The following is a 24901-nucleotide window of genomic DNA, read 5'->3' as shown; positions in this document are numbered from 1 at the left end:
GGCAAATGAGCAAAACTACCCACGATAAAAAAGGCAGATGGCGAGTTTAGCCTGCTTTTTGCGCTGGAGCGGTGCCGTCTCGGCTTGGCATACTTTTGCCATGCTTTCGCCTAATGCTCAGGAGATTAATGATGGACAAATCCACCCGTCGCGGCTCGTTGGAGATGACCGCTGCCATGCTGATCTCCGGAACGATCGGCTGGTTCGTGCTGGTGTCCGGGCAACCCGTACTCGACGTGGTGTTCTGGCGCTGCGTATTCGGCGCCGCGACTCTGTTACTGATCTGCGCGGCATTCGGCTTTTTGCGTCCGGGCATTCTGACCCGTACTACCTTTCTGCTCGCCATACTCAGCGGCGTAGCCATCGTCGGCAACTGGCTGCTGCTGTTTGCCTCGTATTCGCGGGCCTCGATTGCCATTGGTACGGCGGTGTACAACGTGCAGCCGTTCATGTTGGTCGGATTGGCGGCGCTGTTGCTTGGCGAAAAAATCACCCTGCAAAAGTTGTTCTGGCTAGGGATTTCTTTTGCCGGAATGCTGGCGATTGTCAGCGCTCATGGCACGCAGGGCGAGAGCGGCAGCGACTATTTGTTGGGCATTGCTCTGGCGTTGGGCGCAGCCTTGCTCTATGCGATCGCGGCACTGATCATCAAGCGCCTGACGGGCACGCCGCCACACCTGATCGCGCTGATTCAAGTGTGCACCGGGGTGTTGCTGCTGGCACCGTTCGCGCAGGTCAGCGCGTTGCCGCAGGCGCCGAGCGCCTGGGCCAGCCTGATCACTTTGGGCATCGTACACACCGGCCTGATGTATGTGCTGCTGTACGGCGCGATTCAGAAATTGCCGACGGCGCTGACCGGCGCGCTGTCTTTCATCTACCCGATCGCCGCGATCTTCGTTGACTGGTTCGCGTTCGGCCACCACCTGCAGCCACTGCAATGGCTCGGCGTGGTGGCGATACTGCTGGCGGCTGCGGGCATGCAACAGGGCTGGGGCTTCAAGTCGAGCGCGAGTGTCGTCGCGCGGCCTTAAATGGACTTGATCAGTTCTTTGAACACGCCTTTGAGTTGCTGATTGCCAGCATCGACCAGATGGTTGTCGTCGAAATACAACGGCACGCCGTCCCGCGAGCCCATGCAGTTGCCGTTCGGGCACAGGTAAGGCGTTGGATCGATCACTGTTGCGTTGCACTGCCTGGCGGCGGCTTCAATGGTGAAATTGGCGATTCTGTTGCGTTTTTGATAGTCGACCAGCGGGACGGAAATGTCGGACGCCTGCTGAAACAAACGCTGATTGAGATTCAAGCCTTTGTAAACACTGAAAGGCATTTCCGGGATCGGCCTGACGATGTAAACCGGGTGGTTTTGCGCAATCTCGCACACGGTTTTGCTGTATTCGGCCACATAGGCATCGACAAAAGCCGATTCGCCGGGCGCCACTTGCTCGGGAAAGCGAATGCGGTAGCTGTTGTTTCTGCCTGGATCGGCATACAGCGCCGCCCGACTGAACAGCACCACCGGCACCCCCTGGTATGAGTGTTTCAGCACTTCAAGCTTTTCGTGATTGAACGCAAGGCACTGGCTTTGCAGAGGCTTGTCGCGCATCTCGAAGTTCTGCAGGGGCGGGCAGCCGCCGCGGGACCACGACAGGGCGGCTTGCGGGTTGTCTATCTGTACGGCGGCGGCAGTCGATTGCGCATGACTGTCGCCGAACAAAATCACCGAGACTTCACCCGTGCCCAGTTTGCAGTCCGCCGCCGCGTAGGCGTTCGGGTAGCATTCCTGCGGGTACAACTTGCTGGTGTACTGCGGTTGACCGAGGTCGACAAACGCCAATCGCGCGCCTGGATATTGCTTGACCAGCGATGACGTCATCGCCGCCACGGCAATGACCCCGACCGTCAGTGAGGCAAATTTGAACAGCGTTCGCGGGGCTGTCGAAACCTTCTTGACCTTCGATTCGACACAGTAGAAAGACAGGGCACCCAACAGCAATGAACAAGCGATCGCCCCCAGCACATGCGGCCAACTGCTCAACAGACCACACAGGTACAACAGCACCACCAGCGGCCAGTGCCAGAGGTAAACGGAGTAGGAGATGCTGCCGATAAACTGCAAGACTCTGCTGCGACTGAACAGCGACTGGGTGTTGCCGTAGATCACCAGCATCGTCCCCAGTACGGGCAACAGCGCCAGGTAACCCGGCCAGAGATCATCTTCGGAAAAGCACAGCACGCTGATGAAGATGGCGACCAGGCCCAGGCCTTCGCAGAGTGAACCGTTGCGCTGGCTGAGACGCAGCGGAAACAGGAAGACCAGGCCTCCAGCGATCATTTCCCAGGCACGCGTCGGCAGCATGTAAAAGGCAAAAATCGGCTTTGTCTGCGACAACACCACCGACGCCCCGAACGAAATCAATGCCAGCACGAGCAGCGCACGTCTGGTTTTTTCTGCGCCCAGGTATTTGTAGAGCCCCATGATCAGCACGGGATAGAGCATGTAGAACTGCCACTCCACCGACAGCGACCACGTGTGCAGCAGCCAGTTCTCGTGCAAGGGCGCGTCGAAATAATTGCCGTCTTTGGCAAACAGGAAATTGGAGCTGAACAACAGGCTGCTTTTGATCGCGCGGATCGACTCGCGGAAATCATCCAGCGGCAGGTACACGTAACCGAAGATCAGCAGTGCCACGCACAACGTCAGCAGCGCCGGAATGATCCGCCGGGCTCGGGAGGCGTAGAACCCGAGGAGGGAGAATTTCTGTTGTTGCAGGTCTGTGTAGATGATTCCGGTCATCAGAAATCCGGAAATCACGAAAAACACGTCGACGCCGGCAAACCCGCCGTCAAAACCCTGGATCTTGAAGTGAAAGAGCACCACCGAGAGAACGGCCAGTGCCCGTAACGCATTGATATTCTTCCTGAACTGCATATGTGCATCCATGTCACTGACGTTGCGATGGCGCATTGTAGTGATCATGTCGGCGTTGTTACATGGAAATTATGCCGAGTGGCTCAGATGTTCCAGTGCGGGGCGGTTTTCGCCAGGCGTTGGCGCATTTCGCCGATGTTGGCGGCCAGTTGTCGCGTCAACAGTCGGTAGCCATCCAGCGCGCTGTACACCGGTGCATCGAGGCTGGCGTCGGGCAACTCCATTGGCCGCTCCAACCGCTGCGAGGCGCCGCTCTTCAACGCCCGCGCCATGCCGATCAACTGCACGCGAATCTGCCGGTGCTCGGCCTTCAGCGCTGATTGCAGATGGGCCATGGCTTCTGGATCGTTGGCATCCGGTCGCGTGTTGCCGAGGATTTCCAATGTGCTGATGCACATGCGCAGGTTGCGCTGGATGGCATCGAGTTCGGTCATGGAAATCTTCACTTCCTTGGACACCGACGGCATCAGTGAGCGTAATTGCACCATCACCGCGCCGAGACGGCCCATCAATTTCAAATGTTCATCGGCGCTGACCGGTTGGCCGCCGATGATCCGCCCATACACCGTAGCGCAATCACGCAGGGCATCGGCTAGGTTGTAGCGCCACGAATACACCGCGTAGAGCGGCAGGGCAAAAGAGAAGGCCAGAGCGAGGGCAATCCCGATGAGAATGTCGACGCCGCGCCACAAACCATCGGTGATCGGGTTGTCGCCATGCCCGGCGACGATAAACACGGTGATCGCCGAGAGCAGGGCGGTGTAGCCTCCTTTGCCGATGGCGTGATAAGAGAAAAAACCGCAGACCACCGCCATCGCAAAATACGTCAGCCAGGGCATGCCGAGCCACGCCTGCTGCGCCACCAGCAGCAAACCAACGCCCGCGCCGATCAAGGTGCCGGTCGCCCGTTCCGCAGCTTTCTTGCCAATGTTGCCGTGATGCTGCAAACCGCCGATCACCACCAGCATGGTCACCGAGGCCCATTCACCGTGGGGCAGGTTGATGCCGGTGGTCAGCAGGATGGTTGCCAGCAACCCGAGGGCCACGCGCACCGCATGGATCAGCCGCGCGTGGCGATAACGTCGATAAGGATCAAGCAACGGACGCAGGACACGGCGCAGCAAGGGCGGCAGTCGATGGGTGCTGTAAGTACTCAGTGCGGGCCTCTCGTTATTCGGCTTCAGGTCAATGGAAAGGAAAAATGTAATTCATCCAGGCCGACATGCGCAGCAGGATTTTGCGCATCGCGCCAATATGGTGAAAGTGCTGACTGTACAGCGCCGCCTGGCCATAGGCGCCGCCGGGCATTTGCTTGCTGTACTGGGCGAAGTCGGGATCGGTGATTTCAATGATCACCGGCACGCGCCCGGCGGGCGGCGAACCGGTATAGCCGATCAGCGTGCCGGACGGTTGCACCTGGCCTTCGGCGATCACCCCTATGACATTTTTTACCCGGCCGGCAAACACTTTGCCGGGAATGCCGTCGAACGCCACTTCCGCCTCATCGCCCACGGTCAGACGCAGCAGGCTGTTCTGGCGCATCCACGCGGCGAAATACTGGCCTTCTTCGGGGATGAACACCATCGAGGGGCGTAACGGCAACTTGCTCGCCATCATCCCCGGACGCAGCGAAACATGGGTGACAAAGCCTTTGCTTGGTGCGCGAACGGTGGTGTTGTCCAGTTCAAATTGGGCGTTGTCCAGTTGCGCCTGCAGATCATCGGTGCGGGCGATGGCGGCATCCAGTTCACGTTGCGTGCCGAAGTTGCGCCGGATCAGTTCAGTGATCCGGTAGCGATCACCCTTGGCGGCAATCAGTTGGGCCTTGAGCGACTTCACCCGGTTTTGAAACGGCGTAGGGTCGATGCGAAACAGCACGTCGCCTTTTTCCAGCGGCTCGTTCCCCTTCACCGGCACGTCGATCACCTGGCCGCTAACGATGGGAATAACCGGCACAGAAACGAAGTACGTGCGCGCCACCTCGGAGTAGGGGTGGTTGTAGTTCATGGTGAAAATCAAGGCGCCGATCAGCAGAATGCCGCCGAGTACGGCCGTGGGTACCGTCCATTTGTTCAGCGGGATGCGGAAGATCTTGAACAGTGCGACGCAGAACGCGGCGTAAGTCAGGATAAGGAGCAGATCCATGGTGTTCAGCCCTCCCTGTTGTGGGGGGCAGTGGCGTTCAGCGCTTCGAGTCGTTCGATGCGATCTTTTAGTTCGACCACCTGTTGCTCAAGGTGAATGACGTGGTTTTGCACGGATTTGCCGTCACCGAACCCCCAGCCGCGATCTTCTCGATAGGCCATGGCCCAGATCCACAAAAACGGCCAGAGCGCATGCAGCGTGAACAGACTGACCCAGCCAGTGGCGTGGATTGCATCCTGATGCGGATGGTTACGGTGGACGGCGATTTCATACGGTATGTCATGCAACACGATGATCCCGTAAAAAAGCACAAGCCCTACAAACACCAAAATACCTAGCGCAAAGTAATCAAGCATGATCAAGCTCCCGGCATCCAGCACAGTGCTGGGATCAGTGTAGACACTGATTGGCCGGGCGCTTGGCCACATTGGGTCATAACCGGATGCTGTCTCCTTTGTGCTTATTTGCGATCCGGGTGACGGCTGCTCAGAAAATGTAATCAGTGGTCAGGAAGCTCGAATCACGGCCGCGAATGATCTCGCTGATCAAGTCCTTGTTACTGTCCTGGAACTTGGTTGCCACCAGCGTACGGATCGAGAATACCCGCAGCGCATCGTGTACCGAGAGCGTACCTTCGGCGGAATTTTTGCGGCCGTTGAACGGGTAAGTGTCCGGGCCGCGCTGGCACTGGGCATTGAGGTTGATCCGCCCGACCTGGTTGGCAAACGTATCGACCAGACGACCCACCGCCACCGGGTTGGTGCCGAAGATGCTCAACTGCTGACCGAAGTCCGACTCCAGCACGTAGTCGATCACGGTGTCGAGATGACGATAGGGCACGATCGGCACAACCGGGCCGAATTGTTCTTCCTGATACACGCGCATCTGCGGGTTCACCGGGTACAGCACCGCCGGGTAGAAGAACGACTCGCGGGATTCGCCACCATTGGGGTTGACCACTTCGGCACCTTTGGCTCGCGCGTCGGCCACCAAGCCATGCAGGTAATCGACCTTGCCCGACTCCGGCAACGGCGTCAGCGACACGCCGCTGTCCCACGGCATGCCCGGCTTCAGCGTGGTCAGTTTGGCGTTGAATTTTTCGATGAAACTGTCGACGACATCTTCGTGGACGAAGAGGATTTTCAGCGCGGTGCAGCGCTGGCCATTGAATGACAGCGAACCGGTGACGGCTTCGCTGACGGCGTTGTCGAGATCGACCTCCGGCAAGACGATGCCCGGATTTTTCGCGTCCAGACCCAGCGCTGCACGCAAGCGGTGTGGTTTGGGGTGCAGCTTTTTCAGGTCGCTGGCGGCCTTGTTGGTGCCGATAAACGCGAAGATGTCGATCTTGCCGCTGGCCATCAGCGCGCTGACGGTTTCGCGGCCACTGCCGTAGATGACGTTGATCACGCCGGTCGGGAAGCTGTCGCGGAACGCTTCCAGCAACGGACGAATCAACAGCACGCCGAGCTTGGCCGGTTTGAACACCACGGTGTTGCCCATGATCAGCGCCGGGATCAGCGTGGTGAAGGTTTCATTCAGCGGATAGTTGTAAGGGCCCATGCACAGCGCGACGCCGAGCGGCACGCGGCGGATCTGGCCGAGGGTGTCCTGTTCCAGCTCGAAACGGCTGGAACGGCGGTCGAGTTCCTTGAGCGCATTGATGGTGTCGACGATGTAATCGCAGGTGCGATCAAACTCTTTTTCCGAGTCCTTGAGGTTCTTGCCGATTTCCCACATCAGCAGCTTCACCACCGCGTCACGTTGCTGACGCATGCGCCCGAGGAACGCTTCGACGTGCTGGATGCGTTCGGCCACGCGCATGGTCGGCCACAGGCCTTGGCCACGGTCGTAGGCGCGCACGGCGGCGTCAAGGGCGGTGAGCGCGGTGTCGGCGTCGAGCAGCGGCGTACTGCCGAGGATGACTTGTTCGTCGCCGTTTTCACCGTGCAGATAGACCGGGCTGCGCACGGTGGCGAGCGGGCCGTCCCAGCGGCGCAATTGGCCGTCGACGAGATATTCGCGTTGCTCGACCTGACCGTCGAGGCGGTATTTTTCCGGGATGTCGCTGACAGAAGGGAACAGGTTGCCAAGGATGTTTGCTGTGGTCATGTCGCTACCCCGTGTTGATGTCCGCATGCAGAGCTAAAAGTCTCTACAGGTTATACGCCTGAATGCGCCGAAATTTAAACCCGCAAATGTCACCCGAATGTCACGCAAACGCGTACAGCAGAGCAGGCCTCCACACATGATCGTTCCCACGCTCTGCGTGGGAATGCCTCAAGGGACGCTCCGCGTTCCAAGCGGACGCAGAGCGTCCAGGGCTGCATTCCCACGCGGAGCGTGGGAACGATCATCTTCAGGTAATGGGCTGGCCCCGTTTGCCCCCCTCACTGTCCCGCAATGCCCTCAACCCGCTGTTGTCGCTGCCTTAAGGTGTGGGCATAACAACAAGCGAGGCTTTTATGCGGGCAATCCGACTCACTTTGCTGCTGGCCTTGGCCATGGCGCTGCCTGGCTGCGGCGACGACCCCAACCCCCCAGCCAGCGCCAACAGCAACGCCATGCCCAAAGACCCGGCGCTGGCACAGATCTACGCCAACAGTTGCCAGTTGTGCCACGCCAACCCCGCCGCCAACGCGCCACTCACCGGTGACCGCAAAGCCTGGGAGCCGCGCATTCAGCAGGGCACCGACACGCTGCTCGACCACGCCATCAATGGCTACAACGGCATGCCGCCGATGGGCCAGTGCGTCGAGTGCAGCGAAGAACAATTCCTGCAATTGATCGGCTTCATGGCCGACCAGCCCCTCCCACAATAAGGTGCCCGGCATGACCATGGATCTGACACGGCGTCAGTTGTTGCAGCGGGCAAGTATTGTCGGTGCGTTCAGCGCATTGGCGAGCCACCCGGCATTGGGCCAGTTGATGCGCGCGCCACGCCTGATCCCGTGGCGCAACTGGTCGGGCGGGCAGAATTGCCTGCCGGCGGCGCGGCTGGCACCGAAAAATCTCGACGAACTGACGACCGTCATCAAACAGGCGCAAGGCAAGATTCGCCCGGTCGGTTCGGCGCATTCGTTCAGTGCGCTGGTGCCCACCGACGGCACGCTGTTGTCGCTGAGCTACTTCAACGGTTTGCTCGAGCATGACGCGAAAACCCTGCAAGCCGAATTCGCCGCCGGCACGCCGATGTCACGCATGGGCATGCCGCTGAAAGACATCGGTCAGGCGCTGCAAAACATGGCCGACATCGATTACCAAACCCTCGCCGGGGCAATCTCGACCTCGACCCACGGCACTGGCAAAAACTTCCAGTCCTACTCGGCCCACGTCTGCGGCATGCAACTGGTAACGGCCAGTGGCGAGGTGCTCGACTGCGATAGCCAACGCCATCCCGAAGTATTCAACGCCGCGCGGGTTTCCCTTGGCGCCCTCGGTGTGGCGACGAAAATCCGCCTGCAAAACCGCCCGGCCTATCGCCTGCGCGAACGCCAATGGATCGCCAAGACCGAAGAGCTGCTCGAAGACATCGACAAGAACACGAGGGAAAACCAGCACTGGGAAATGCTCGTGGTCACTCATTCCGACTACGCCTTGTCCATCGCCCTCAACGAAACCGACGACCCGGCCACGCCGCCGATCAGCCCGGAAGAAGAGGGCGGTAACGAGTTCGTCACCCTGATCGAGAAGATCGACAAGTACGGCAGCGACTTCCCCGACCTGCGCCGCACGATGCTCAACAGCCTGCGCCATCTGGCCAGTTTCGATGATCGCGTCGGCGACTCGTTCGACATCTACGCCAACGTGCGCACCGTGCGGTTCAATGAAATGGAATACTCGGTGCCGGCTGAACATGGCCCGGCGTGTCTGCGCGAGATTCTCAAGCTGATTCAGGACAAGGACCTGCGCACCTGGTTTCCCATTGAGTACCGCTACGTCAAGTCTGACGATATTCCGCTGAGCATGTTCGAGGGCCGCGACAGTTGTTCGATCTCGGTGCACCAGCATTACCAGATGGATCATCACAACTTCTTTGCGGCGGTCGAGCCGATCTTCTGGAAGTACAACGGCCGTCCACACTGGGGCAAGTTGCACACGCTCAACGCGAAGAACCTGCAACCGCTGTACCCGCGCTGGCGTGAATTTGTCGATGTACGCCAGGCGCTCGATCCCAGTGGGCGCTTTCTCAATGCGCATTTGTCGTCGATTCTGGGGGTGAGCTGATGGCCGTTAATCGACGCAGTTTTCTCCTTGGCACTGTGGGTGTCGGCGCTTTGCTGGTAGGTGTTGGCGCATGGCTGCGACCGGGGGATCGCGGCGCGCCGTACGACGATTATTTTCGTGCGCTGAACAATGAGTTGAAGGGTAAAGGTCCGATGCGTCCGGTGCTGCTGATTGATCTGGATCGCCTCGATCACAACATCGATGTGGTGATGCAATCGGTCAAGCGTGGCGGCAAACAGTTGCGGTTGGTGGAGAAGTCACTGCCATCGCCTGGGTTGTTGAGCTACATCGCGCAACGTGCCGGCACGCAGAAGCTGATGTCGTTTCATCAGCCGTTTCTCAATCACGATGCGCAGGTATTTGCGCAGTCCGACATTCTGCTCGGCAAGCCGTTGCCGGTGCGCTCGGCAGAGCTGTTCTACCAAACCCACAAAGGCCCGTTCGACCCCTCGAGGCAGCTGCAATGGCTGCTCGACGGGCCGGAGCGCTTGCAGCAATACCTCAAGCTCGCACAGGGTCTGGGCACGCGGATGCGCATCAGCATCGAGCTGGACGTCGGCCTGCATCGTGGCGGCGTCAGCGACTTGAATAGGCTGGGGCAGATGCTCACGTTGATCAGCGCCAATCCACAGCATCTGGAATTCGCCGGATTCATGGGTTACGACCCGTTCGTGGGCATGGGCGTGCCGGGCATTCTCGGTTCGCCCGAGGAACTGTTCGCCAAGGTCATGGTGACTTATCAGCGTTGCGTCGATTTCACCCGCCAGCAGTTTCCCGCGTTGTGGCATGACGGCTTGTGCCTGAATACCGCCGGCAGCCCGAGTTACCGCATTCACGAAAACGAAAAACTCAGCACGGAAGTGTCGGTGGGCACGGCGATGCTCAAACCGACGCACTACGATTTGCCGTCGCTGACCGAGCACGTGCCAGCGACCTACATCGCCACGCCCGTGCTGAAAAGCACCGGCGCGGTGAACATCCCGGCGCTGGACGACAAGTCGAAACTGTTCTCGTGGTGGGACGCCAACCAGCGCCAGACCTTCTTCATCTACGGCGGCAACTGGATGGCCGAATTCGAATCGCCCCAGGGTTTACAGAGCAACAGCGTCTACGGACGCAGCTCCAATCAAGAGATGGTCAATGGCTCCAGCGCTGTCGGCCTGACGATAGAAGATCAAGTCTTCCTGCGCCCGACCCAGACCGAAGCCGTGCTCCTGCAATTTGGCGACCTGCTGGCGGTGCGCAACGGCAAAATCGTCGACACCTGGCCCGTCTACACCTGAACAGCAAAGATCAAAAGATCGCAGCCTGCGGCAGCTCCTACATGGGATCGCATTTCAATGTAGGAGCTGCCGAAGGCTGCGATCTTTTGATCTTGATCCCCATCCAGTAATGAAGCTTTTATGACAAAAGTTCGGTAGCACATCGCCAGTCCGGTCATGCCTATGTAACGCGCTTGAGGAGCCCAACGGGGCGCTTTTCACAAGCCGAGGCGGGACGCCGGGAGTGAGGCAATGGGGACTATGGAACGCTACTCGAAAGTGGGCATGCAGGAACTCGATCAACGCCTGTCGAAGATCGTCGAAGCCGCGCGCAAGAAGCCGGTTTCGGTGTATCGCTACGGCGCGCCGTGGGTCTGGATCGTCTCGCAGGATGACTGGCAGGGCGCTTTGAAAGAGGTCTCCAGCTACATTCCGCCGGGCCATTCGCTGGTGTTGCTGCGCCCGCAGATCGACGACTTGCTCGATGCCCACCGTGACCTCCTGCTCGACCTCGATGCCGAGCCCGGCATGCTGATCCCTGCGCAAACGGTCATGCACATCCTGCTTCTGCAACTGCTGTATTCGGTGCCCAGCGAGCAGCAACTGTATGAACAGCTCAACTACAACCTGCTGTTCCGCTGGTTCGCAGGTCTTGGCCTGAACCAGAAAGTCTGGAGTTTCAACGTCCTCAGTCGCGACATCACCACGTTGCTCAACGAGCCACGGGCGGTGCTGCTCATTCAAAAAATCATCGGCGAAGTGTTCTGCGGTGCCTTGCTGCAAATGCCCGAGTTCTCGCTGAACTTCGCGCTGCTGCACACGTGGCTGGGCAAGCACGCCTGTGCCCCGCACGTCAGCAATTAACAGCGGCAACACACCAGGCGCGCAAGCGCCAACAGGTCATCGCGAATTCAGGGGGTAGTGTGGAACCGATTTTCAAGTCACGGCTGGCGCTGTGGGGCTGGCTGCTGGTGACGGCGGGCGCGCAGCCGGCATTGGCCGAGGAGGCTGCCGACAACGCAGCGGCGCAGCGTCTGGTCGACGTCAACGAATACTTCGTGCGCGGCAATACCGTGCTCGATGCGCGGGCGATCGAAGAGGCGGTGTACCCGTTTCTCGGCCCGCAAAAAGCCCTCACGGATATCGAAGGCGCGCGCGACGCGTTGCAAAAAGCCTATCAGGAGCGCGGCTATCAGTCGGTGTTCGTCGAGCTGCCGGAGCAAGCCGTCGCCGACGGCATCGTCTATCTGCAAGTCAGCGAAACCAAGGTCGGCCGCGTCCGTGTGGTCGGCGCCAAACACTATTCGCCGCTGGACATTCGCGACGACGTGCCGGCGCTGAAAGAGGGTGAGGTGCCGGACTTTGCCAAGGTTCAGGGTGAACTGGCGCAGCTCAATAAAACCCCGGGCCGGCAAGTCATGCCGCTGGTGCGCGAAGGTCAGCGTCCCGGCACCATGGACGTCGATTTGCAGGTCGAGGATCAGAACCCGTGGACCGCCAGCGTCGGCCTCAACAACGATTACAGCGCCGACACGGAAAAGCTGCGCACCGTCACCAGCCTCGGCTACAACAACCTTTGGCAGCTCGGCCACAGCGTCAACCTGACGTTCTTCACCGCGCCACAGGAAACCGACAACGCCAAGGTCTGGTCGGGCTCCTACAGCGCGCCGCTGACCGATCGCTGGAGCGTGCAGTTCTCCGGTTACCAGTCCGACAGCAACGTCGCCACCATCGGCGGCAGCAACGTGCTCGGCAAGGGCCACAGCTACGGCGTCTCGGCGATTTATACGCTGCCATCGAGCGGCAACTGGTCGAACTCGTTGTCGGCCGGCATCGACTTCAAGGACTTCGACGAACGCCTGACCCTCTCCGGCGAAAGCGACAAAGTCCCACTGCAATACGCACCGTTCACCTTCGCCTACAACGGCTATCGCTACACCGAGAAGAGCCAGCTCGGCCTCGGTCTGAGCCTGGTTGCCGCCACTCGCAGCATCTTCGGTTACGGCAGCTCCGACGAAGATTTCGACTACAAACGCTACCGCGCCAAACCGAGTTTCGCCGTGCTCAAGGGCGACACGAATTACACGTGGACCTTCGACAGCGACTGGCAAAGCGCAAGCAAAGCCGCGTTCCAGCTCGCCTCCGGGCCGTTGGTTTCCAACGAACAATTCTCCGCCGGTGGCGCCACTTCAGTACGCGGCTATCTGGCTGCCGAACGCACCGGCGATGACGGTTTGCTGCTCAGTCAGGAACTGCGCACGCCATCACTGGCCAAGTACGCCGGCACATGGATGCAGCACTGGCGTTTCTACGCCTTTGCCGAAGGCGCGCAACTGTACCTGCGCGACGAGCTGCCGGATCAGGACGCCAGTTATGCCTTGGCCAGCGTCGGCCTCGGCACCCGCGCCAGCCTGAGCAAATGGCTGTCCGGCAGCCTCGACTGGGGCTACCCGCTACTCGAAGGGCCGAACACCTCGAAACAGGAATCGCGCCTGCACTTCAACCTTCAAGCCACTTTCTGACAAGGAGCACGTTCATGCAGCGCCTCTTCCTTTCGTTGTTGATCTGCCTGGGCTTCGTGCTCCCGGCCACGGCTCAGGCCTGGTGGCAGGACGACTGGCACTACCGCAAACAGATTGCCGTCGACACCACGCCACAAGGCGCGGCGATCAATCAGGCCCTCGGCCGCACCGCGCTGCTGGTGCGCCTGCACACCGGCAACTTCACCTTTGACGGCGTGAAGGAGGACGGCTCGGATCTGCGCTTTGTCGCCGCCGATGACAAGACCGTGCTCAATCATCAGATCGAAAGCTTCGACGCGCTGATGGGCATGGCGCTGGTCTGGGTCGATGTGCCGAATGTCGAGGGCGGTCAGCGCCAGGACATCTGGATGTATTACGGCAATCAAAAGGCCCCGGCGACCGGCAACGGCCAACTGACCTTCGACCCCAATTACACCGCGCTCTATCACTTCGACGGCGCCACCGGCACCCCGGCCAAAGACACCACCGCCTATGGCAACACGGCGCAAAGTGCGACCGGCGCGGCGATTGACGGTGTAGTAGGGCGCGCGTTGCAGTTCAGCGGTCAGCCGTTGTTGCTGCCGGCCAGCCCTTCGCTGCAACACAACGCTGGCAGTGCGTTCACCTTCAGCGCCTGGCTGCGTCTGGATCAGGCCAGTGGCGAACAACTGATTCTCGCCCGTCGTGAAGGCGCCAACAGTCTGCTGATCGGTGCAAACCAAGGCGTGCCGTTTATAGAAATTGATGGCCAACGTGCCGTCGCCACGCAAGCGCTGAATCCTGGCCAATGGCAACACGTTGCGCTGACTGCTGAAGGCGCCAAAGTCACCCTGTACATCAATGGCCGCGAAGGCGCGACCTTCGCTCAGGCGATGCCGGCCTTCAACTCGGTCATGGCCATCGGCGCCGATCTGCACGAAGGTCCGTTCCAGCCGTTCGTGGGCGCCATCGACGAACTGCGCCTGTCGAAAGTCGCCCGTCCGGCACCGCTGTTGCTGGCTGACGCTACCTCGCAAGGCGCCGAGTCGAAACTGGTCGCTTACGGTGTCGACGAAGAGCAGTCCGGTTTCGGTTTCGGCAGCCTCGGTTTCCTGCTCAACGCGGTGCCCATCGACGCCTGGGTGATCATCGCCGTGCTGGTGCTGATGATGTTCCAGTCGTGGATCATCATGCTGCGCAAGAACCGCAGCCTCAGCCGTGTGTCTGCCGCCAACGAAGACTTCCGCGTGCAATTCGCCAAGGTCGGCACGCGTCTGGAGATGTTCGCCGACGACGCGCAACTCGCCCAGCGTTTGCAGCATTCGTCGCTGTGGCGCCTGTACCTGGTGGCCGTCAAAGAGATCCGCACCCGCCGCGAGCAGGGCGCCGATACCTCGTCGGTTTCCGCAGCGACCATCGAAGCGATCCGCTGCTCGATGGACGGCGTGCGTACCCGCGAAAACCAGCAGCTCAGCTCGAAACTCTCGACCCTGTCCAACGCCATCGCCGGTGGCCCGTACATCGGCCTGCTCGGCACGGTGCTGGGGATCATGGTGGTGTTCCTCGGCACCGCGATGGCCGGCGACGTCAACATCAACGCCATCGCGCCGGGCATGGCTGCCGCGTTGCTCGCCACCGCCATGGGCCTGTTCGTCGCGATCCCGGCGCTGTTTGGCTACAACCGCCTGATCACCCGCAACAAGGAAGTCAGCGCCGACATGCGCGTGTTCGTCGACGAGTTCATCACCCGGCTGGCGGAGATGCACGGCGAGAGCCAGTTCAGTGAGGCGTCGCATCGCGGCCATCACGCCAACCATTCCGTACCGGCCTGAGGAACACTGACATGGCGTCCGTAAATGCCTCCCACGACGATGACGAAGATGCCGCGGTGGACAGCATCAACATTACCCCGCTGGTCGACGTGCTGATGGTGGTGCTGGTGATGTTCATCCTCACCGCCACTGCACAGGTTTCCGGGATCCAGATCAACCTGCCCAAGGCCAGCGCCTCCGTGTCGCTGTCCGAGGCCAAGACCAAGGCAATTTCGGTCAACGACGGCGGCCAGGTGTTCCTCGACGCTTACCCGGTGACGCTGGCCGAGCTGGAAGAACGCCTGCGCATCGAGAAGGCGCAGAGCCCGGACTTCCCGGTGATCGTGCGCGGTGATGCGACCGTGCAATACCAGAAAGTCATCGAAGTGCTGGACCTGTTGCGCCGGCTCGAACTGTCCCAGGTCGGTCTTGTGACCGGCAAACCGAGTCAGGGCTGAGTCATGACTGCACAACTCCCGATCGAGCCGCTGCCCGTGAAAAAACCGGCGCTGCGTTACGCCAAGTGGGGCGCCGGATTGCTGATCGGCGCGCTTGCGGCGTGGTTCCTGTGGCAGTGGGCGAATGACATGAGCGGCATCCGCCGCGAAGCGCCGAAGGTGCCGACGATCATTCCGTTGCCGCCACCACCTCCACCGCCCCCTGAGAAACCGCCGGAGCCAGAAACCCCGGTCGAAGAAAAAGTCGTCGAGCCGGAACCGACACCCGAGCCAGAAGAGGTCAAGCCCGAAGAGGAAGCCCCGCCATCACCGGCGGACGATCTGGCCAACCCGATGCAAATGGACGGCGACGCTCAGTCCGGTAACGACGCTTTCAACATCGGCGCGGGCAAGGGCGGCGGCATGGCTGGCACTGGTGGTGGGCGTTTGGGCACGGGGACGTACAGCCAGTTTCTGGCGTTCACCTTCCAGCGTTTGCTGCGCGAGAACCCTGAGCTGCGCAACCTCGCGTTCTCGTTGCAGGCCGATGTGTGGCTGAGCAGCGTCGGCGAGATCACCCGCGTCGAACTGATCAAGTCCAGCGGCAATCCCGAGATTGATACGCAGGTGCTGGCCGCGCTACGCGGTGCTTCGGCCCTGAGCGAACGGCCTCCGGCCTCCATCACTTTGCCTGTGCGCCTGTCCCTGCAAGGGCGGCGTCCGGGTTAACCCTCATTTTTAAAGCTTCGCCAAAAGGAGTTGTGTGCAGATGATTTCCAACGTGAATCGATTGTCCCTGGCGGTCGGCATGGTCATCGCGACCTTGGTCGGTCAGGCGGCGGCAGCGCCTGCGCCCTCGGAGAACGCCACGATCAATCTGATCCGCTTGCTGGTCGAGCAGGGCATTTTGAAACAGGACAAGGCCGACGCACTGATCGCTCAGGCGCAGAACGAAGCCGCGCAAGCCAAGCAGGCTGCGGCATCGACCGCCGTAGCCGCCGGCCCGGTGGCGGCGCCGGGCGATGTGCGTGTGCAATACGTGCCGGCCGCGGTGCGCGACCAGATCCGCGATCAGGTCAAGGCCGAAGTCATGGCCACCGCCAAACAGGAAAACTGGGCCGCGCCCAACAGCTTCCCGGAATGGGCTGCGCGCATCAGTTTCGACGGCGACATTCGCCTGCGCGACGAATCGCGCTACTACTCGGATAACAACAGCAACGAAATCGTCGACTTCGCCAAGCTCAATAACAACGGCCCGTACGACGTAAACCCCAACAGCAGCACCAGCCTGCCGCCGCTGCTCAACACCCGCGAAGACCGCACCAATCAGTTCCGCATCCGCGCACGGCTGGGCATGAAAGCGGTGATCTCGCCGGAATGGACCGCCGGTATTCGCATCGGCACCGGCTCGGACAACAACCCGGTATCGACCACGCAAAGCCTCGGCGGTGGTTTCGCCAAGAAAGACATCTGGCTCGATCAGGGTTACCTCAACTGGAAGCCGACGGATGAGCTGACCTTGACCGGCGGGCGCTTCGCCAACCCGTTCATGTCCACCGACATGCTCTATTCCAACGACTTGAATTTCGACGGCGTGGCGGCGATTTTCGACCACAAGCTCAACCGCGATTGGGGCGTGTTCGGCACCGTCGGCGCGTTCCCGGTGGACTACACCAACGACACCACCAGCAGCAACGGTTTCGACAAGGAAGAGAGCGACAACAAGTGGCTGTACGGTGCGCAAGTCGGCGCCAAGTGGGCGATCAACAGCAACAACCGCCTGAAGGGCGCACTGGCTTACTACCGTTTCGACGACATTCAGGGCGAACGCTCCAGCCCTTGCGAACCGTGGGCCGGCGCGCCGGGTTGCGACAGCGATGGCAGCCGCGCGGCGTTCATGCAGAAGGGCAACAGCGTGTTCCTGCTGCGCGACATCACCCCGAACCCGCTCAACCCGAGCACCACGCCGCAACCGCAATACGTCGGCCTGGCCTCCGAGTTCAACCTGCTTGATCTCAACGTGGTGTGGGACGCCGACCTGCCGCAAGACTTCAAGTTGCGCAGCCAGGGCAACTACATCCACAACTTGAGCTACGACGAAGGCGACATGCGCAAGCGCTCGGCCGGGCAGATCGTCAACAACCTCGACAGCAACGGCAACATCGAAAGCGGCGCCAATGCGTGGATGGTGCAGTTCACCCTCGGCAGTGCGCTGGAGCTGAAGAAGCAGGGCGACTGGAACATGTTCGCCGGCTACAAATACATCCAGCCGGATGCCTTGCCGGACGGTTTCAACGACTCGTCGTTCCACCTCGGCGGCACCAACGCCAAGGGCTATTTCATCGGCGGCAACTACGGTCTGGCGAAGAACGTTTATGCGACGGGTCGCTGGATGAGCACCGAAGCGGTGTACGGCGCGCCGTTCGACATCGACGTCTTGCAGCTTGAGCTCAACACGCGCTTCTAAGGCGCCGGGAGAGGGTTATGAAAACGCGTTTGTTATCGCTTGGGCTTGGGTTGTTGATCGCCACCGGGGCGAGTGCCGAAGGCATGGAAGAGCGCTTGCGCACCCAGTTGCGCAGCACCGCCCAGCAGTTGCAGGCCCTGCAAAGCCAGCAAGCCCAGGCCAGCGCCGCGCAACTGGCGGCGCAGAACGAGGTCAAGGCAGCGCAGGCGCAGATCAAGCAATTGACCGCCGAACTGGCCAAAGCCAAAGGCGTCGCCGAGCAACTGGCCGGGCAGCAACAGAGCCTGCACAGCCAGGCGCAGGCGCAAGTGGCGGCCAGCGCCGAGCAGACCGGCAAGTTCAAAAAAGCCTATGACGAGCTGTTGGTCATGGCCCGTGCCAAAGAGGTAGAACGGTCTAAGCTTCAAGCGCAATTGACTGAACGTGACACACAAGTGCAGCAATGTTCAGTCAAGAATCAGCAGATGTACGGCGTCGCCAAACAGATCCTCACCGCCTACGAAAACATCGATGTGGCCGAGGTAATGAAGATCCGCCAGCCCTTCGCGGGCAGCGCCCGGGTCAAGTTCGATGAACTGGCCCAAGGTTTCGGTGATGACCTTTACAAGACTCAATTCGACGCGCCGCAAGCCGCGCTCTCGCACTGATTTAAAAGACGGATAAACAAGGAAGAAACGATGACTCAATTGATCACCCACGTATCGCCAAAATCCCTGACCGAAGTCCTGCAAGCCGCCGGTTATCGCGTCAACGAAACCGAGCAGAACGGCATCGTCCAGTTGCTCAGCGCCAGCCAGGGCATTGGTTACGCCGTGCGTTTCGGCAATCCGGCGGTGGAGCAGGGCAGCTACGTCGATTTCACCTTCAGCTGTGCACTGCGCGTACAGGGTGAGTTGCCCAAGGGAGTGGCCGAGCAGTGGAACGCCACGCGCCGTTTCGCGCGGTTGTCGTTGCAGGGCGAGTTTCTGGTGATGGAAATGGACGTAGTGGTGGCCGCGGGTGTGAGCAACGATCATCTGCGCGGCAATCTGGAACTGTGGGATCGCCTGTTGCAGGAGTTCATCGTTTATCTGCGTGATTTCACTCAGGCCGGTACGGCGCAAACCGCGAAAGTCGCCGTCGCCGAGCAAGAGGAAGTCGCGCTGTGAAAAAGCCTGCCATGGTGATCAGCGCCGCTGCGGTGGCGCTGTTGGTGGTGGCCGTGGCGCTGGTGGTGCGACCGGGCAGTGACCCGGTCGCCGCGCAGCAATCGTCGCCACTGGCGGCGGTTGCTACGGGGCCAGCGGTGGCGCGTCTGGGTAATCAGCAGGTGTCGCCTGAGGAATTGCAGGCATTGCTGGCGACAGTTCCACCGGAAACCCGCGAGCAATTGCGCGGTAATCGTGAAGCGCTGGAACGCTGGCTTCGTGCACGTCTGGCCGAGAAAGCGGTACTGGAACAGGCTGATGCGCAAGGCTGGGCACAGCGTCCGGATGTGGCGCGGCAGACCCGGGCAGCCACCGAGCAGATCGTCTTTCGTGATTACTTGCGCTCGGTCAGCGAAGTGCCAAAAGATTACCCGAGTGCGGCTGAATTGCAGCAGGCCTATGACGCCGGCAAGGCGAATTGGCAGACCCCGGCGTTGTACCGGGTCAGTCAGATTTTCCTCGGGGTGAGCGATCCGCAAGCGCTGGAAGCGGTGCGCAAACAGGCTACGGAGTTGAGCAAAAAAGCTCAGGCGATGCCGGCGGAATTTGCTGCACTGGCGACTCAATATTCGCAGGATCGAGTGACCGCTGAACGCGGCGGTGATAGCGGTTTGCAGCCGTTGCAACAACTGGTGCCGGAAGTACGTGGCGCCGTCGCTCGGCTCAAGGTCGGCGCCGTTTCCGAGCCCGTGCAAAGCGCTGCCGGGTTTCACGTGATCAAACTCACCGAGCAACAACCGGCGCGCACGGCGAGCCTTGATGAATTGCGCGATCAACTGACCCAGGCCCTGCGCGGCCAGCGTCAGGAACAGATCGCCCAGGCCTACCTGGACGGCATGCTCGACACCGCCACGCTGAGCATCGACGGCGCCGAACTCAACAAAGTCCTCGAGGCAAAACGCTGATTTCGCCATCACTGCATCCCCCTGTGGGAGCTGGCTTGCCAGCGATGGCGGAGTGTCAGGCACAAGTGAAGTTGGATGTGCCGACCTCATCGCTGGCAAGCCAGCTCCCACACGGGGATGTGTGGACATCCAAAAAATACAAAGATCGACAGGGAGTCATCGATGTCATTCACCGAACCCGCAGGACGACAGGGCAGCGCCGAGTATCGTTGGGCGCAGGACAAAGGCGATTGCTGGCTGGAGCATGCCGCAACGATCGATGCCGAGATTGCGCAATATTTTCTGGTGAGCGCCCGCTGCGGCTGCTTCATGCAGGCGGCGCGCAGCCTCAACGTGCGTTCGACCCTGCTGCGCAAACAACTGGCGCAGCTCGAACAAGACCTGCAGCACTCGTTGTTCAGCTTTCAGGGCAGTGCCCTGAGCCTGACCCGCGAAGGTCAGCAATTGCAGGCCAGACTGGTGGCGTTGGCCCACGAGCGCACATTGCCGGTGGTCGAACAACCGCTGATTCGCCTGGCCGTCGCCGAATCGATCCTGCATGACATCCTCGGCCGTGATCTGATCGCTTTGCTGCGCCGCAACGCCAGTGTGCGTCTGGACATCATTGCGCTGGACAGCGAGTTGTCCTTGCGCGCGGTCAGTGCCGATGTCGTGCTCTGGCTGGCCCACGGTGAAACCCCGCATCCCGGCCCGACCTTCGCAACGGGTGCAGCGCAACGCCTGGCGCGCCTGGACTATCTGCCGCACATCGCCAAACGCTACTCCCGCGTCACCGCGCGCCCGGACACTACCGACGATCTGGCCGATTTCATGCTGGTGCAATGGCAACACGATCGACAGATCGACAGCTTTCGCCCCTGGAATACGCTGGTTGAACAACGGCTGGCCGGCGTGGTGCAAATGCAATCCTACGAGCTGATGCTGGAAATGATCCGCTGCAGCGCATGCATCGGTTTACTGCCGACCTACATGAGTCGCTTTGATCGGGGACTGGTGGCGTTGCCGGGCCTGTTCGACGAACCCATGCAGTTACAGGCATGGCTGGCGGTGAATGCCGAATCCGAGCGGGTACCCGAAGTGCAAACCCTGATCGAGCTGATCCACCACACCTTCAACGAGCGCCGGGAGTGGTTTCAGGCGTGAGGCGGGTCGGGGTTGCCCGACGCCGGCGTCAGTCACCTGGCAATCAGTGACCGCCGAGGTTTTCGTCAACCGTCTGCACGGACGACCACGGCGTATCGGGGTCCGGACCGTTACCCAGTTGATCGGTGACGGTGAAGGAGAAGCTGAGTTTGCGATCCACACGCCTGGCCTTGTCGAGAAACGCGCGGTCGACAGTCAGGAGAATGCTTGTAGGTGCCGCCGAACCGGGGTTCGGCGGCTGCGGCGCTTCGTCTTTGCTCACGCTGACGTTGAGGTGTTCATCGTTGCATTTCAGGCTGATGCGGTCATAGGCGCGGCAGTAGGGGTAGGACACGCTGAGCTGCGCGCTGACGAAATCTGCGCCGGCGCCGTTTTTGATGGCGTCGGGAAGCACCAGGGCCAGTTCGGAGTGTCCGCCCGGGTAGCGTGTTTGATGTTTCAGGCCTGGGCGGACGGCGTTGTAAAGAACCCTCAATGCAGGTTCGGAAGTACCGATGTGCTGGCGCTTGCGCTCGACCGTGTAATACAGCTCGTTGACCCGGTCCGGCTGTAACCGACCGGTGGGAATACGCAAAAAAATGCACGCGTCCGGGTCCTCAACCGTTTGCGCGCTCAGCAAGGCGGCTTCCCCTTGCAGCCACAGGGTCATGACATCACCTGATTTGAGTGTGCCTGACAATGGCGGATCGACCTTGACCTCGGCACCTTTGCCATCACTGACCAGGTCGTAGGCGTTCAGCGGCACACCGATATGTGCGCCTTCGACGGGAGTGGTCTGGCCCTTGACCCTTGGCGGGTAAAAAATGGTGACGACGAACGGATCGGAAGTGGTCACTGAAGGACGCTCCTATGTATGCGCGGCAGGACTTATCAAAGCGTTTTTTGCGGGGGAATGCACCTGTCAGGTCTGACAGGTGGGGCGAGTTTGTGCCCGGCAGTGAACTGTTTTGAGTTGAGAGTCTTGAACAATTAGAAGCTGGATCAAACTATCGCAGCCTTCGGCAGCACCTGCTGTTTGTGCGGGTTTGAGGTTACGGTTTAGAGTGGTCGGCCACACAGCGACCACGGAAGGACCTGCCATGCCTGAACACAACGACGCCATTCATATCGCGCGTTTCAACGAAAGCCACGTCGAGGGCATCACTGCGCTGTACAACGATCCGTTCGTGACTCGGCAGGTGCTGCAAATGCCGTTTCAGTCCACCGAGGTTTGGCGCAAACGCGTGATGCCGGACAATGAGCGAGTGGTGCAACTGGTGGCGCTGCATCAGGGCGTGGTGATTGGCAATCTCGGGCTGGAAAACTATTCACGGATCCGGCGCAGCCACGCCGGCAGTATCGGCATGGGTGTCGCCGTGGCATGGCAGCGTAAAGGGGTCGGTTCCCGGTTGCTGGCGGCGGCGCTGGAGGTGGCCGACAACTGGATGAATCTGCACCGCGTCGAACTGTCGGTGTACGCCGATAACGAGGCGGCGATCGGTCTCTACCGTAAATTCGGCTTCGAGACCGAGGGGCTGTTCCGTGACTACGCGGTGCGCGACGGGCAATGGGTGGACACCTTGAGCATGGCGCGCTTGCGCCACGTCGCCAAAGCCTGAATCAGTCGCCCAAGGCGAACGCCACCGCCGACTGCGCATGCAGCTCGGTGGTGTCGAGCAGGGGCACAGCGCTGTGTTCGGGTTTGATCAGCAGGCCGATTTCCGTGCAGCCGAGAATGATCGCTTGAGCACCGCGCGCGGTCAGCGATTCAATCACCTGCCGGTAGGTCTGGCGCGATATCTCGCTGATGACGCCCACGCAGAGTTCTTCATAAATGATCCGGTGTACGTCCCTGCGCTCGGCGTCGTCCGGTATCAACACGGTCAACCCCCGGGCAATCAAGCGCTGCTTGAGGAAGTCCTGCTCCATGGTGAATGCAGTCCCCAGCAGCCCGACGGTCCGTGCTTCGATATCCAGCGCCGCCTGGGCGGCCGGTTCGGCAATGTGCAGGAACGGAATGGCGATCGCCGCCTGAATCTGCTCCGCGACCTTGTGCATGGTGTTGGTACACAGCACCACGCACTCCGCACCGCCTGCTTGCAGCCTGCGGGCGGCGTCCACCAGAATCGCTGCGGCATCGTCCCAGCGCCCGGCGTGCTGGGCTTGTTCGACCGGGCCGAAGTCGACGCTGTACATCAATAGCTGTGCAGAGCGCAGTGGCCCGAGGCGGTCGCGCACTTGCTGATTGATCAGTCGATAGTATTCAGCGCTGGACTCCCAGCTCATGCCGCCGATCAGGCCGATGGTACGCATTGAAATTCCTCGGGCAATGACCCGGTGGGTATGTCCGGGTCTGCCCGCAGTGTCCATGTGTTCAACGCGTGTTGCCAGCGCCAATCAACTGTATCGCTGATCTTTTACCCAAGTGTCATGGTGCGGGCTCCGGCAACGGCTCCGTGTGGTTGCAACCTGCTGCCAAGGTTTTGTCGTAGCCGACATCCGGACGACCTGGTTCGATAAACCATTCCGGTTTGTCGCGAGCGATCGCCAGATGGCAAATCACCTGATGGCGCATGCCATGGGTGTTGGCCCAATAGCGGCTGTTGGAGTAGTCGCGCGTCAGTTCATCCCACAGAAACGGTGTCGAGTCGGGTTGGGTTTCACGGCCGCAGGGCGTCGGTGTAATCGCAAACGACCATTGGTGGTCCCGGTAAACCCACTTGGCGCTTTGAATGTATCTATCGCAGCGCACAACGGTGATCGAGGTGCGGTCGGAGGCCGTTTTCAGCGCTTGCGCCTGTGCAACTGAACCGAGCCCCATGAGCAAACCGATGCTTGCCGCCGCGTACATCAGGCCATTTGCAAACGTGCGGGAGCGGCTCATTGCGTCACCGCCTGATCGGCTGCATCGTAGGTGAACGTGGCGGTGCCGATATTCGCGGCAGAGGGGGTCAGACGAATGATCGGCACGACGATTTTCGGGTTGGTCGAATTATGAAAATCCTTCTGGTTGTATTGGGCGTCGGCCAGGCCTTTGTTGTCCCCACCGTAGATATAGAAGAAGGCCATGAGCGGAAACTGATTCGGGGGGGCACTTTGCGTGCAGGACTTTTTCGGATCGGTCGAGGTCGGGTCGCACCAGGTCTTGACCAGCAGTTCGTTGTGTTCATTGACGCCACTGACGCCTGCCAGGCCTCTGGCGCGTATGGATTGATAGAAGGCCGGCGCTGCCAGGTGATTGCGACCATCACTGACATCGAAGGCGCATTGACGCTGGTTGGGGTTGCCACCGGGTATTGACCAGACCGCATACCATTGCTCTGCGGTGGTTACGCCAGCGTTTTGGCAAAGTCGGCTCTGGGTGGGGTAGTCAGGGTGAGCAACGCAGACGGCATTGGTGTTGCGGGTTGTTGTCCAGGCGTCATATGGATAAGCGCACAGGTAGTCGAGATCGTATTTTTCCTTGGGGGCGCCGAAGATCGGAAAGATGATATAGCCGTTATTGTTCCCCCATGCCAGGCGCCCGAAGTTGGCATCCTTGCGTAGATAGGAAAAGGACACGCCGCCACTTTTCACAGAGGTGGGGCTGGGATCCCAGACCTTGTACTTCTGGGCCGGATCTTTCTCGGTGACCCTCAGAGTCACGCCTGAACAGAGAAAGGCTGGTCGCGAATCAATGCCATTGCAGTTGGCGGATGTCAGCCCGTAAAGCCGGGTGAGCTCTGTCGCGACAGCGGCGCCATCGAGGACTTGAATGTCGCGGGTGCTGACGATCTCGGGCGGTTGGGTCGCGGTCTGTACGCACCCGGCCAATAAAGCGATAACCAGTAAACCGAATATTTTACGCATGACGAATTCCTTGTCGTGGTGGGACAACGTTTGCAGAGACTTTCAGTGAGCGATTTGCG

General features: G+C 60.4%; 24 protein-coding genes. 15 read left to right on the top strand and 9 right to left on the bottom strand.

The features are described 5' to 3' along the window. Window positions 1-131: 131 nt before the first annotated feature. Window positions 132-1031 carry a DMT family transporter gene (locus ACQ4MY_RS04920; RefSeq protein ID WP_440094071.1) on the top strand — a complete coding sequence of 300 codons (900 nt, stop codon included), beginning with the start codon at window positions 132-134 and terminating at the stop codon, window positions 1029-1031. Here the strand turns inward: ACQ4MY_RS04920 and ACQ4MY_RS04915 are convergent. From ACQ4MY_RS04915 to ACQ4MY_RS04895, 5 genes are all read right to left on the bottom strand, one after another. Next, on the bottom strand, window positions 1028-2929 hold the full coding sequence (locus ACQ4MY_RS04915) for an acyltransferase family protein (RefSeq protein WP_440094070.1): 1902 nt from the start codon (window positions 2927-2929) through the stop codon (window positions 1028-1030). The genes ACQ4MY_RS04920 and ACQ4MY_RS04915 overlap by 4 nt on opposite strands. 83 nt (window positions 2930-3012) lie before the next feature. Further along, window positions 3013-4053 (bottom strand): FUSC family protein, encoded by a 1041-nt coding sequence (locus tag ACQ4MY_RS04910; RefSeq protein WP_440094068.1) that lies wholly within the window; start codon window positions 4051-4053, stop codon window positions 3013-3015. 61 nt (window positions 4054-4114) lie between these two features. Then, the gene (locus ACQ4MY_RS04905; protein WP_008081519.1) at window positions 4115-5074 is read right to left on the bottom strand and encodes an HlyD family secretion protein; all 960 of its coding nucleotides are present in this window, start codon (window positions 5072-5074) and stop codon (window positions 4115-4117) included. Window positions 5075-5079: 5 nt separating this feature from the next. Continuing rightward, window positions 5080-5430 carry a DUF3302 domain-containing protein gene (locus tag ACQ4MY_RS04900; RefSeq protein ID WP_440094066.1) on the bottom strand — a complete coding sequence of 117 codons (351 nt, stop codon included), beginning with the start codon at window positions 5428-5430 and terminating at the stop codon, window positions 5080-5082. 130 nt (window positions 5431-5560) lie between these two features. Beyond that, window positions 5561-7186, bottom strand: coding sequence for an NADP-dependent glyceraldehyde-3-phosphate dehydrogenase (locus ACQ4MY_RS04895; protein ID WP_008081521.1), 1626 nt, complete (start codon window positions 7184-7186; stop codon window positions 5561-5563). Window positions 7187-7539: 353 nt separating this feature from the next. Between ACQ4MY_RS04895 and ACQ4MY_RS04890 the strand changes: the two genes are divergently transcribed. From ACQ4MY_RS04890 to ACQ4MY_RS04830, 13 genes are all read left to right on the top strand, one after another. Beyond that, window positions 7540-7896, top strand: a complete 357-nt coding sequence (locus tag ACQ4MY_RS04890; protein WP_008081522.1) for a c-type cytochrome — start codon at window positions 7540-7542, stop codon at window positions 7894-7896. Between the two features lie 76 nt (window positions 7897-7972). Then, window positions 7973-9301, top strand: coding sequence for a D-arabinono-1,4-lactone oxidase (locus ACQ4MY_RS04885; protein WP_440094269.1), 1329 nt, complete (start codon window positions 7973-7975; stop codon window positions 9299-9301). A 74-nt stretch (window positions 9302-9375) separates the two neighbouring features. Then, a complete protein-coding gene (locus tag ACQ4MY_RS04880; RefSeq protein WP_440094267.1) occupies window positions 9376-10584 on the top strand; it encodes a DSD1 family PLP-dependent enzyme in 1209 nt (402 codons plus the stop codon). A 231-nt stretch (window positions 10585-10815) separates the two neighbouring features. Then, entirely contained in the window at window positions 10816-11427 is a 612-nt protein-coding gene (locus tag ACQ4MY_RS04875; protein WP_008081526.1) for a transposase, read from the top strand. Window positions 11428-11486: 59 nt separating this feature from the next. Further along, the gene (locus ACQ4MY_RS04870; protein WP_440094063.1) at window positions 11487-13085 is read left to right on the top strand and encodes a ShlB/FhaC/HecB family hemolysin secretion/activation protein; all 1599 of its coding nucleotides are present in this window, start codon (window positions 11487-11489) and stop codon (window positions 13083-13085) included. A 14-nt stretch (window positions 13086-13099) separates the two neighbouring features. Next, window positions 13100-14896: a DUF2341 domain-containing protein gene (locus ACQ4MY_RS04865; protein WP_440094061.1), complete on the top strand. Its 1797-nt coding sequence runs from the start codon at window positions 13100-13102 to the stop codon at window positions 14894-14896. An 11-nt stretch (window positions 14897-14907) separates the two neighbouring features. Further along, window positions 14908-15333: an ExbD/TolR family protein gene (locus ACQ4MY_RS04860; RefSeq protein WP_007915482.1), complete on the top strand. Its 426-nt coding sequence runs from the start codon at window positions 14908-14910 to the stop codon at window positions 15331-15333. Window positions 15334-15336: 3 nt separating this feature from the next. After that, window positions 15337-16041, top strand: coding sequence for an energy transducer TonB family protein (locus tag ACQ4MY_RS04855; RefSeq protein WP_440094060.1), 705 nt, complete (start codon window positions 15337-15339; stop codon window positions 16039-16041). Window positions 16042-16081: 40 nt separating this feature from the next. Beyond that, window positions 16082-17779: a putative porin gene (locus tag ACQ4MY_RS04850; RefSeq protein ID WP_440094059.1), complete on the top strand. Its 1698-nt coding sequence runs from the start codon at window positions 16082-16084 to the stop codon at window positions 17777-17779. A 17-nt stretch (window positions 17780-17796) separates the two neighbouring features. After that, entirely contained in the window at window positions 17797-18426 is a 630-nt protein-coding gene (locus tag ACQ4MY_RS04845) for a DNA repair protein (RefSeq protein WP_440094058.1), read from the top strand. A gap of 30 nt (window positions 18427-18456) precedes the next feature. Further along, window positions 18457-18927 (top strand): YbjN domain-containing protein, encoded by a 471-nt coding sequence (locus ACQ4MY_RS04840; protein ID WP_008081531.1) that lies wholly within the window; start codon window positions 18457-18459, stop codon window positions 18925-18927. Next, window positions 18924-19871: a peptidylprolyl isomerase gene (locus tag ACQ4MY_RS04835; protein WP_440094056.1), complete on the top strand. Its 948-nt coding sequence runs from the start codon at window positions 18924-18926 to the stop codon at window positions 19869-19871. Before ACQ4MY_RS04840 ends, ACQ4MY_RS04835 begins: the two co-directional genes overlap by 4 nt. A 162-nt stretch (window positions 19872-20033) precedes the next feature. Beyond that, window positions 20034-21014: a LysR family transcriptional regulator gene (locus ACQ4MY_RS04830; RefSeq protein WP_008081536.1), complete on the top strand. Its 981-nt coding sequence runs from the start codon at window positions 20034-20036 to the stop codon at window positions 21012-21014. Window positions 21015-21057: 43 nt separating this feature from the next. Here the strand turns inward: ACQ4MY_RS04830 and ACQ4MY_RS04825 are convergent, their stop codons facing one another. Further along, the gene (locus tag ACQ4MY_RS04825; protein ID WP_440094054.1) at window positions 21058-21849 is read right to left on the bottom strand and encodes a hypothetical protein; all 792 of its coding nucleotides are present in this window, start codon (window positions 21847-21849) and stop codon (window positions 21058-21060) included. A 244-nt stretch (window positions 21850-22093) separates the two neighbouring features. On the opposite strand from ACQ4MY_RS04825, the gene ACQ4MY_RS04820 reads away from it, so the two are divergent. Next, window positions 22094-22612, top strand: coding sequence for a GNAT family N-acetyltransferase (locus tag ACQ4MY_RS04820; RefSeq protein WP_440094052.1), 519 nt, complete (start codon window positions 22094-22096; stop codon window positions 22610-22612). 1 nt (window position 22613) lies between these two features. On the opposite strand, the gene ACQ4MY_RS04815 is transcribed toward ACQ4MY_RS04820, so the two are convergent. From ACQ4MY_RS04815 to ACQ4MY_RS04805, 3 genes are all read right to left on the bottom strand, one after another. Next, window positions 22614-23306, bottom strand: a complete 693-nt coding sequence (locus ACQ4MY_RS04815) for an aspartate/glutamate racemase family protein (protein WP_440094050.1) — start codon at window positions 23304-23306, stop codon at window positions 22614-22616. A gap of 115 nt (window positions 23307-23421) precedes the next feature. Next, the gene (locus tag ACQ4MY_RS04810; RefSeq protein WP_440094048.1) at window positions 23422-23877 is read right to left on the bottom strand and encodes a DUF2599 domain-containing protein; all 456 of its coding nucleotides are present in this window, start codon (window positions 23875-23877) and stop codon (window positions 23422-23424) included. Further along, a complete protein-coding gene (locus tag ACQ4MY_RS04805) occupies window positions 23874-24842 on the bottom strand; it encodes a hypothetical protein (protein WP_008081546.1) in 969 nt (322 codons plus the stop codon). The genes ACQ4MY_RS04810 and ACQ4MY_RS04805 overlap by 4 nt, the downstream gene beginning before the upstream one ends. Window positions 24843-24901 lie beyond the last annotated feature (59 nt).

The sequence above is a fragment of the Pseudomonas sp. SM4 genome, assembly GCF_051913165.1.
Classification (GTDB): Bacteria; Pseudomonadota; Gammaproteobacteria; order Pseudomonadales; family Pseudomonadaceae; genus Aquipseudomonas.
This window is presented reverse-complemented; position numbering and strand designations above follow the sequence as displayed.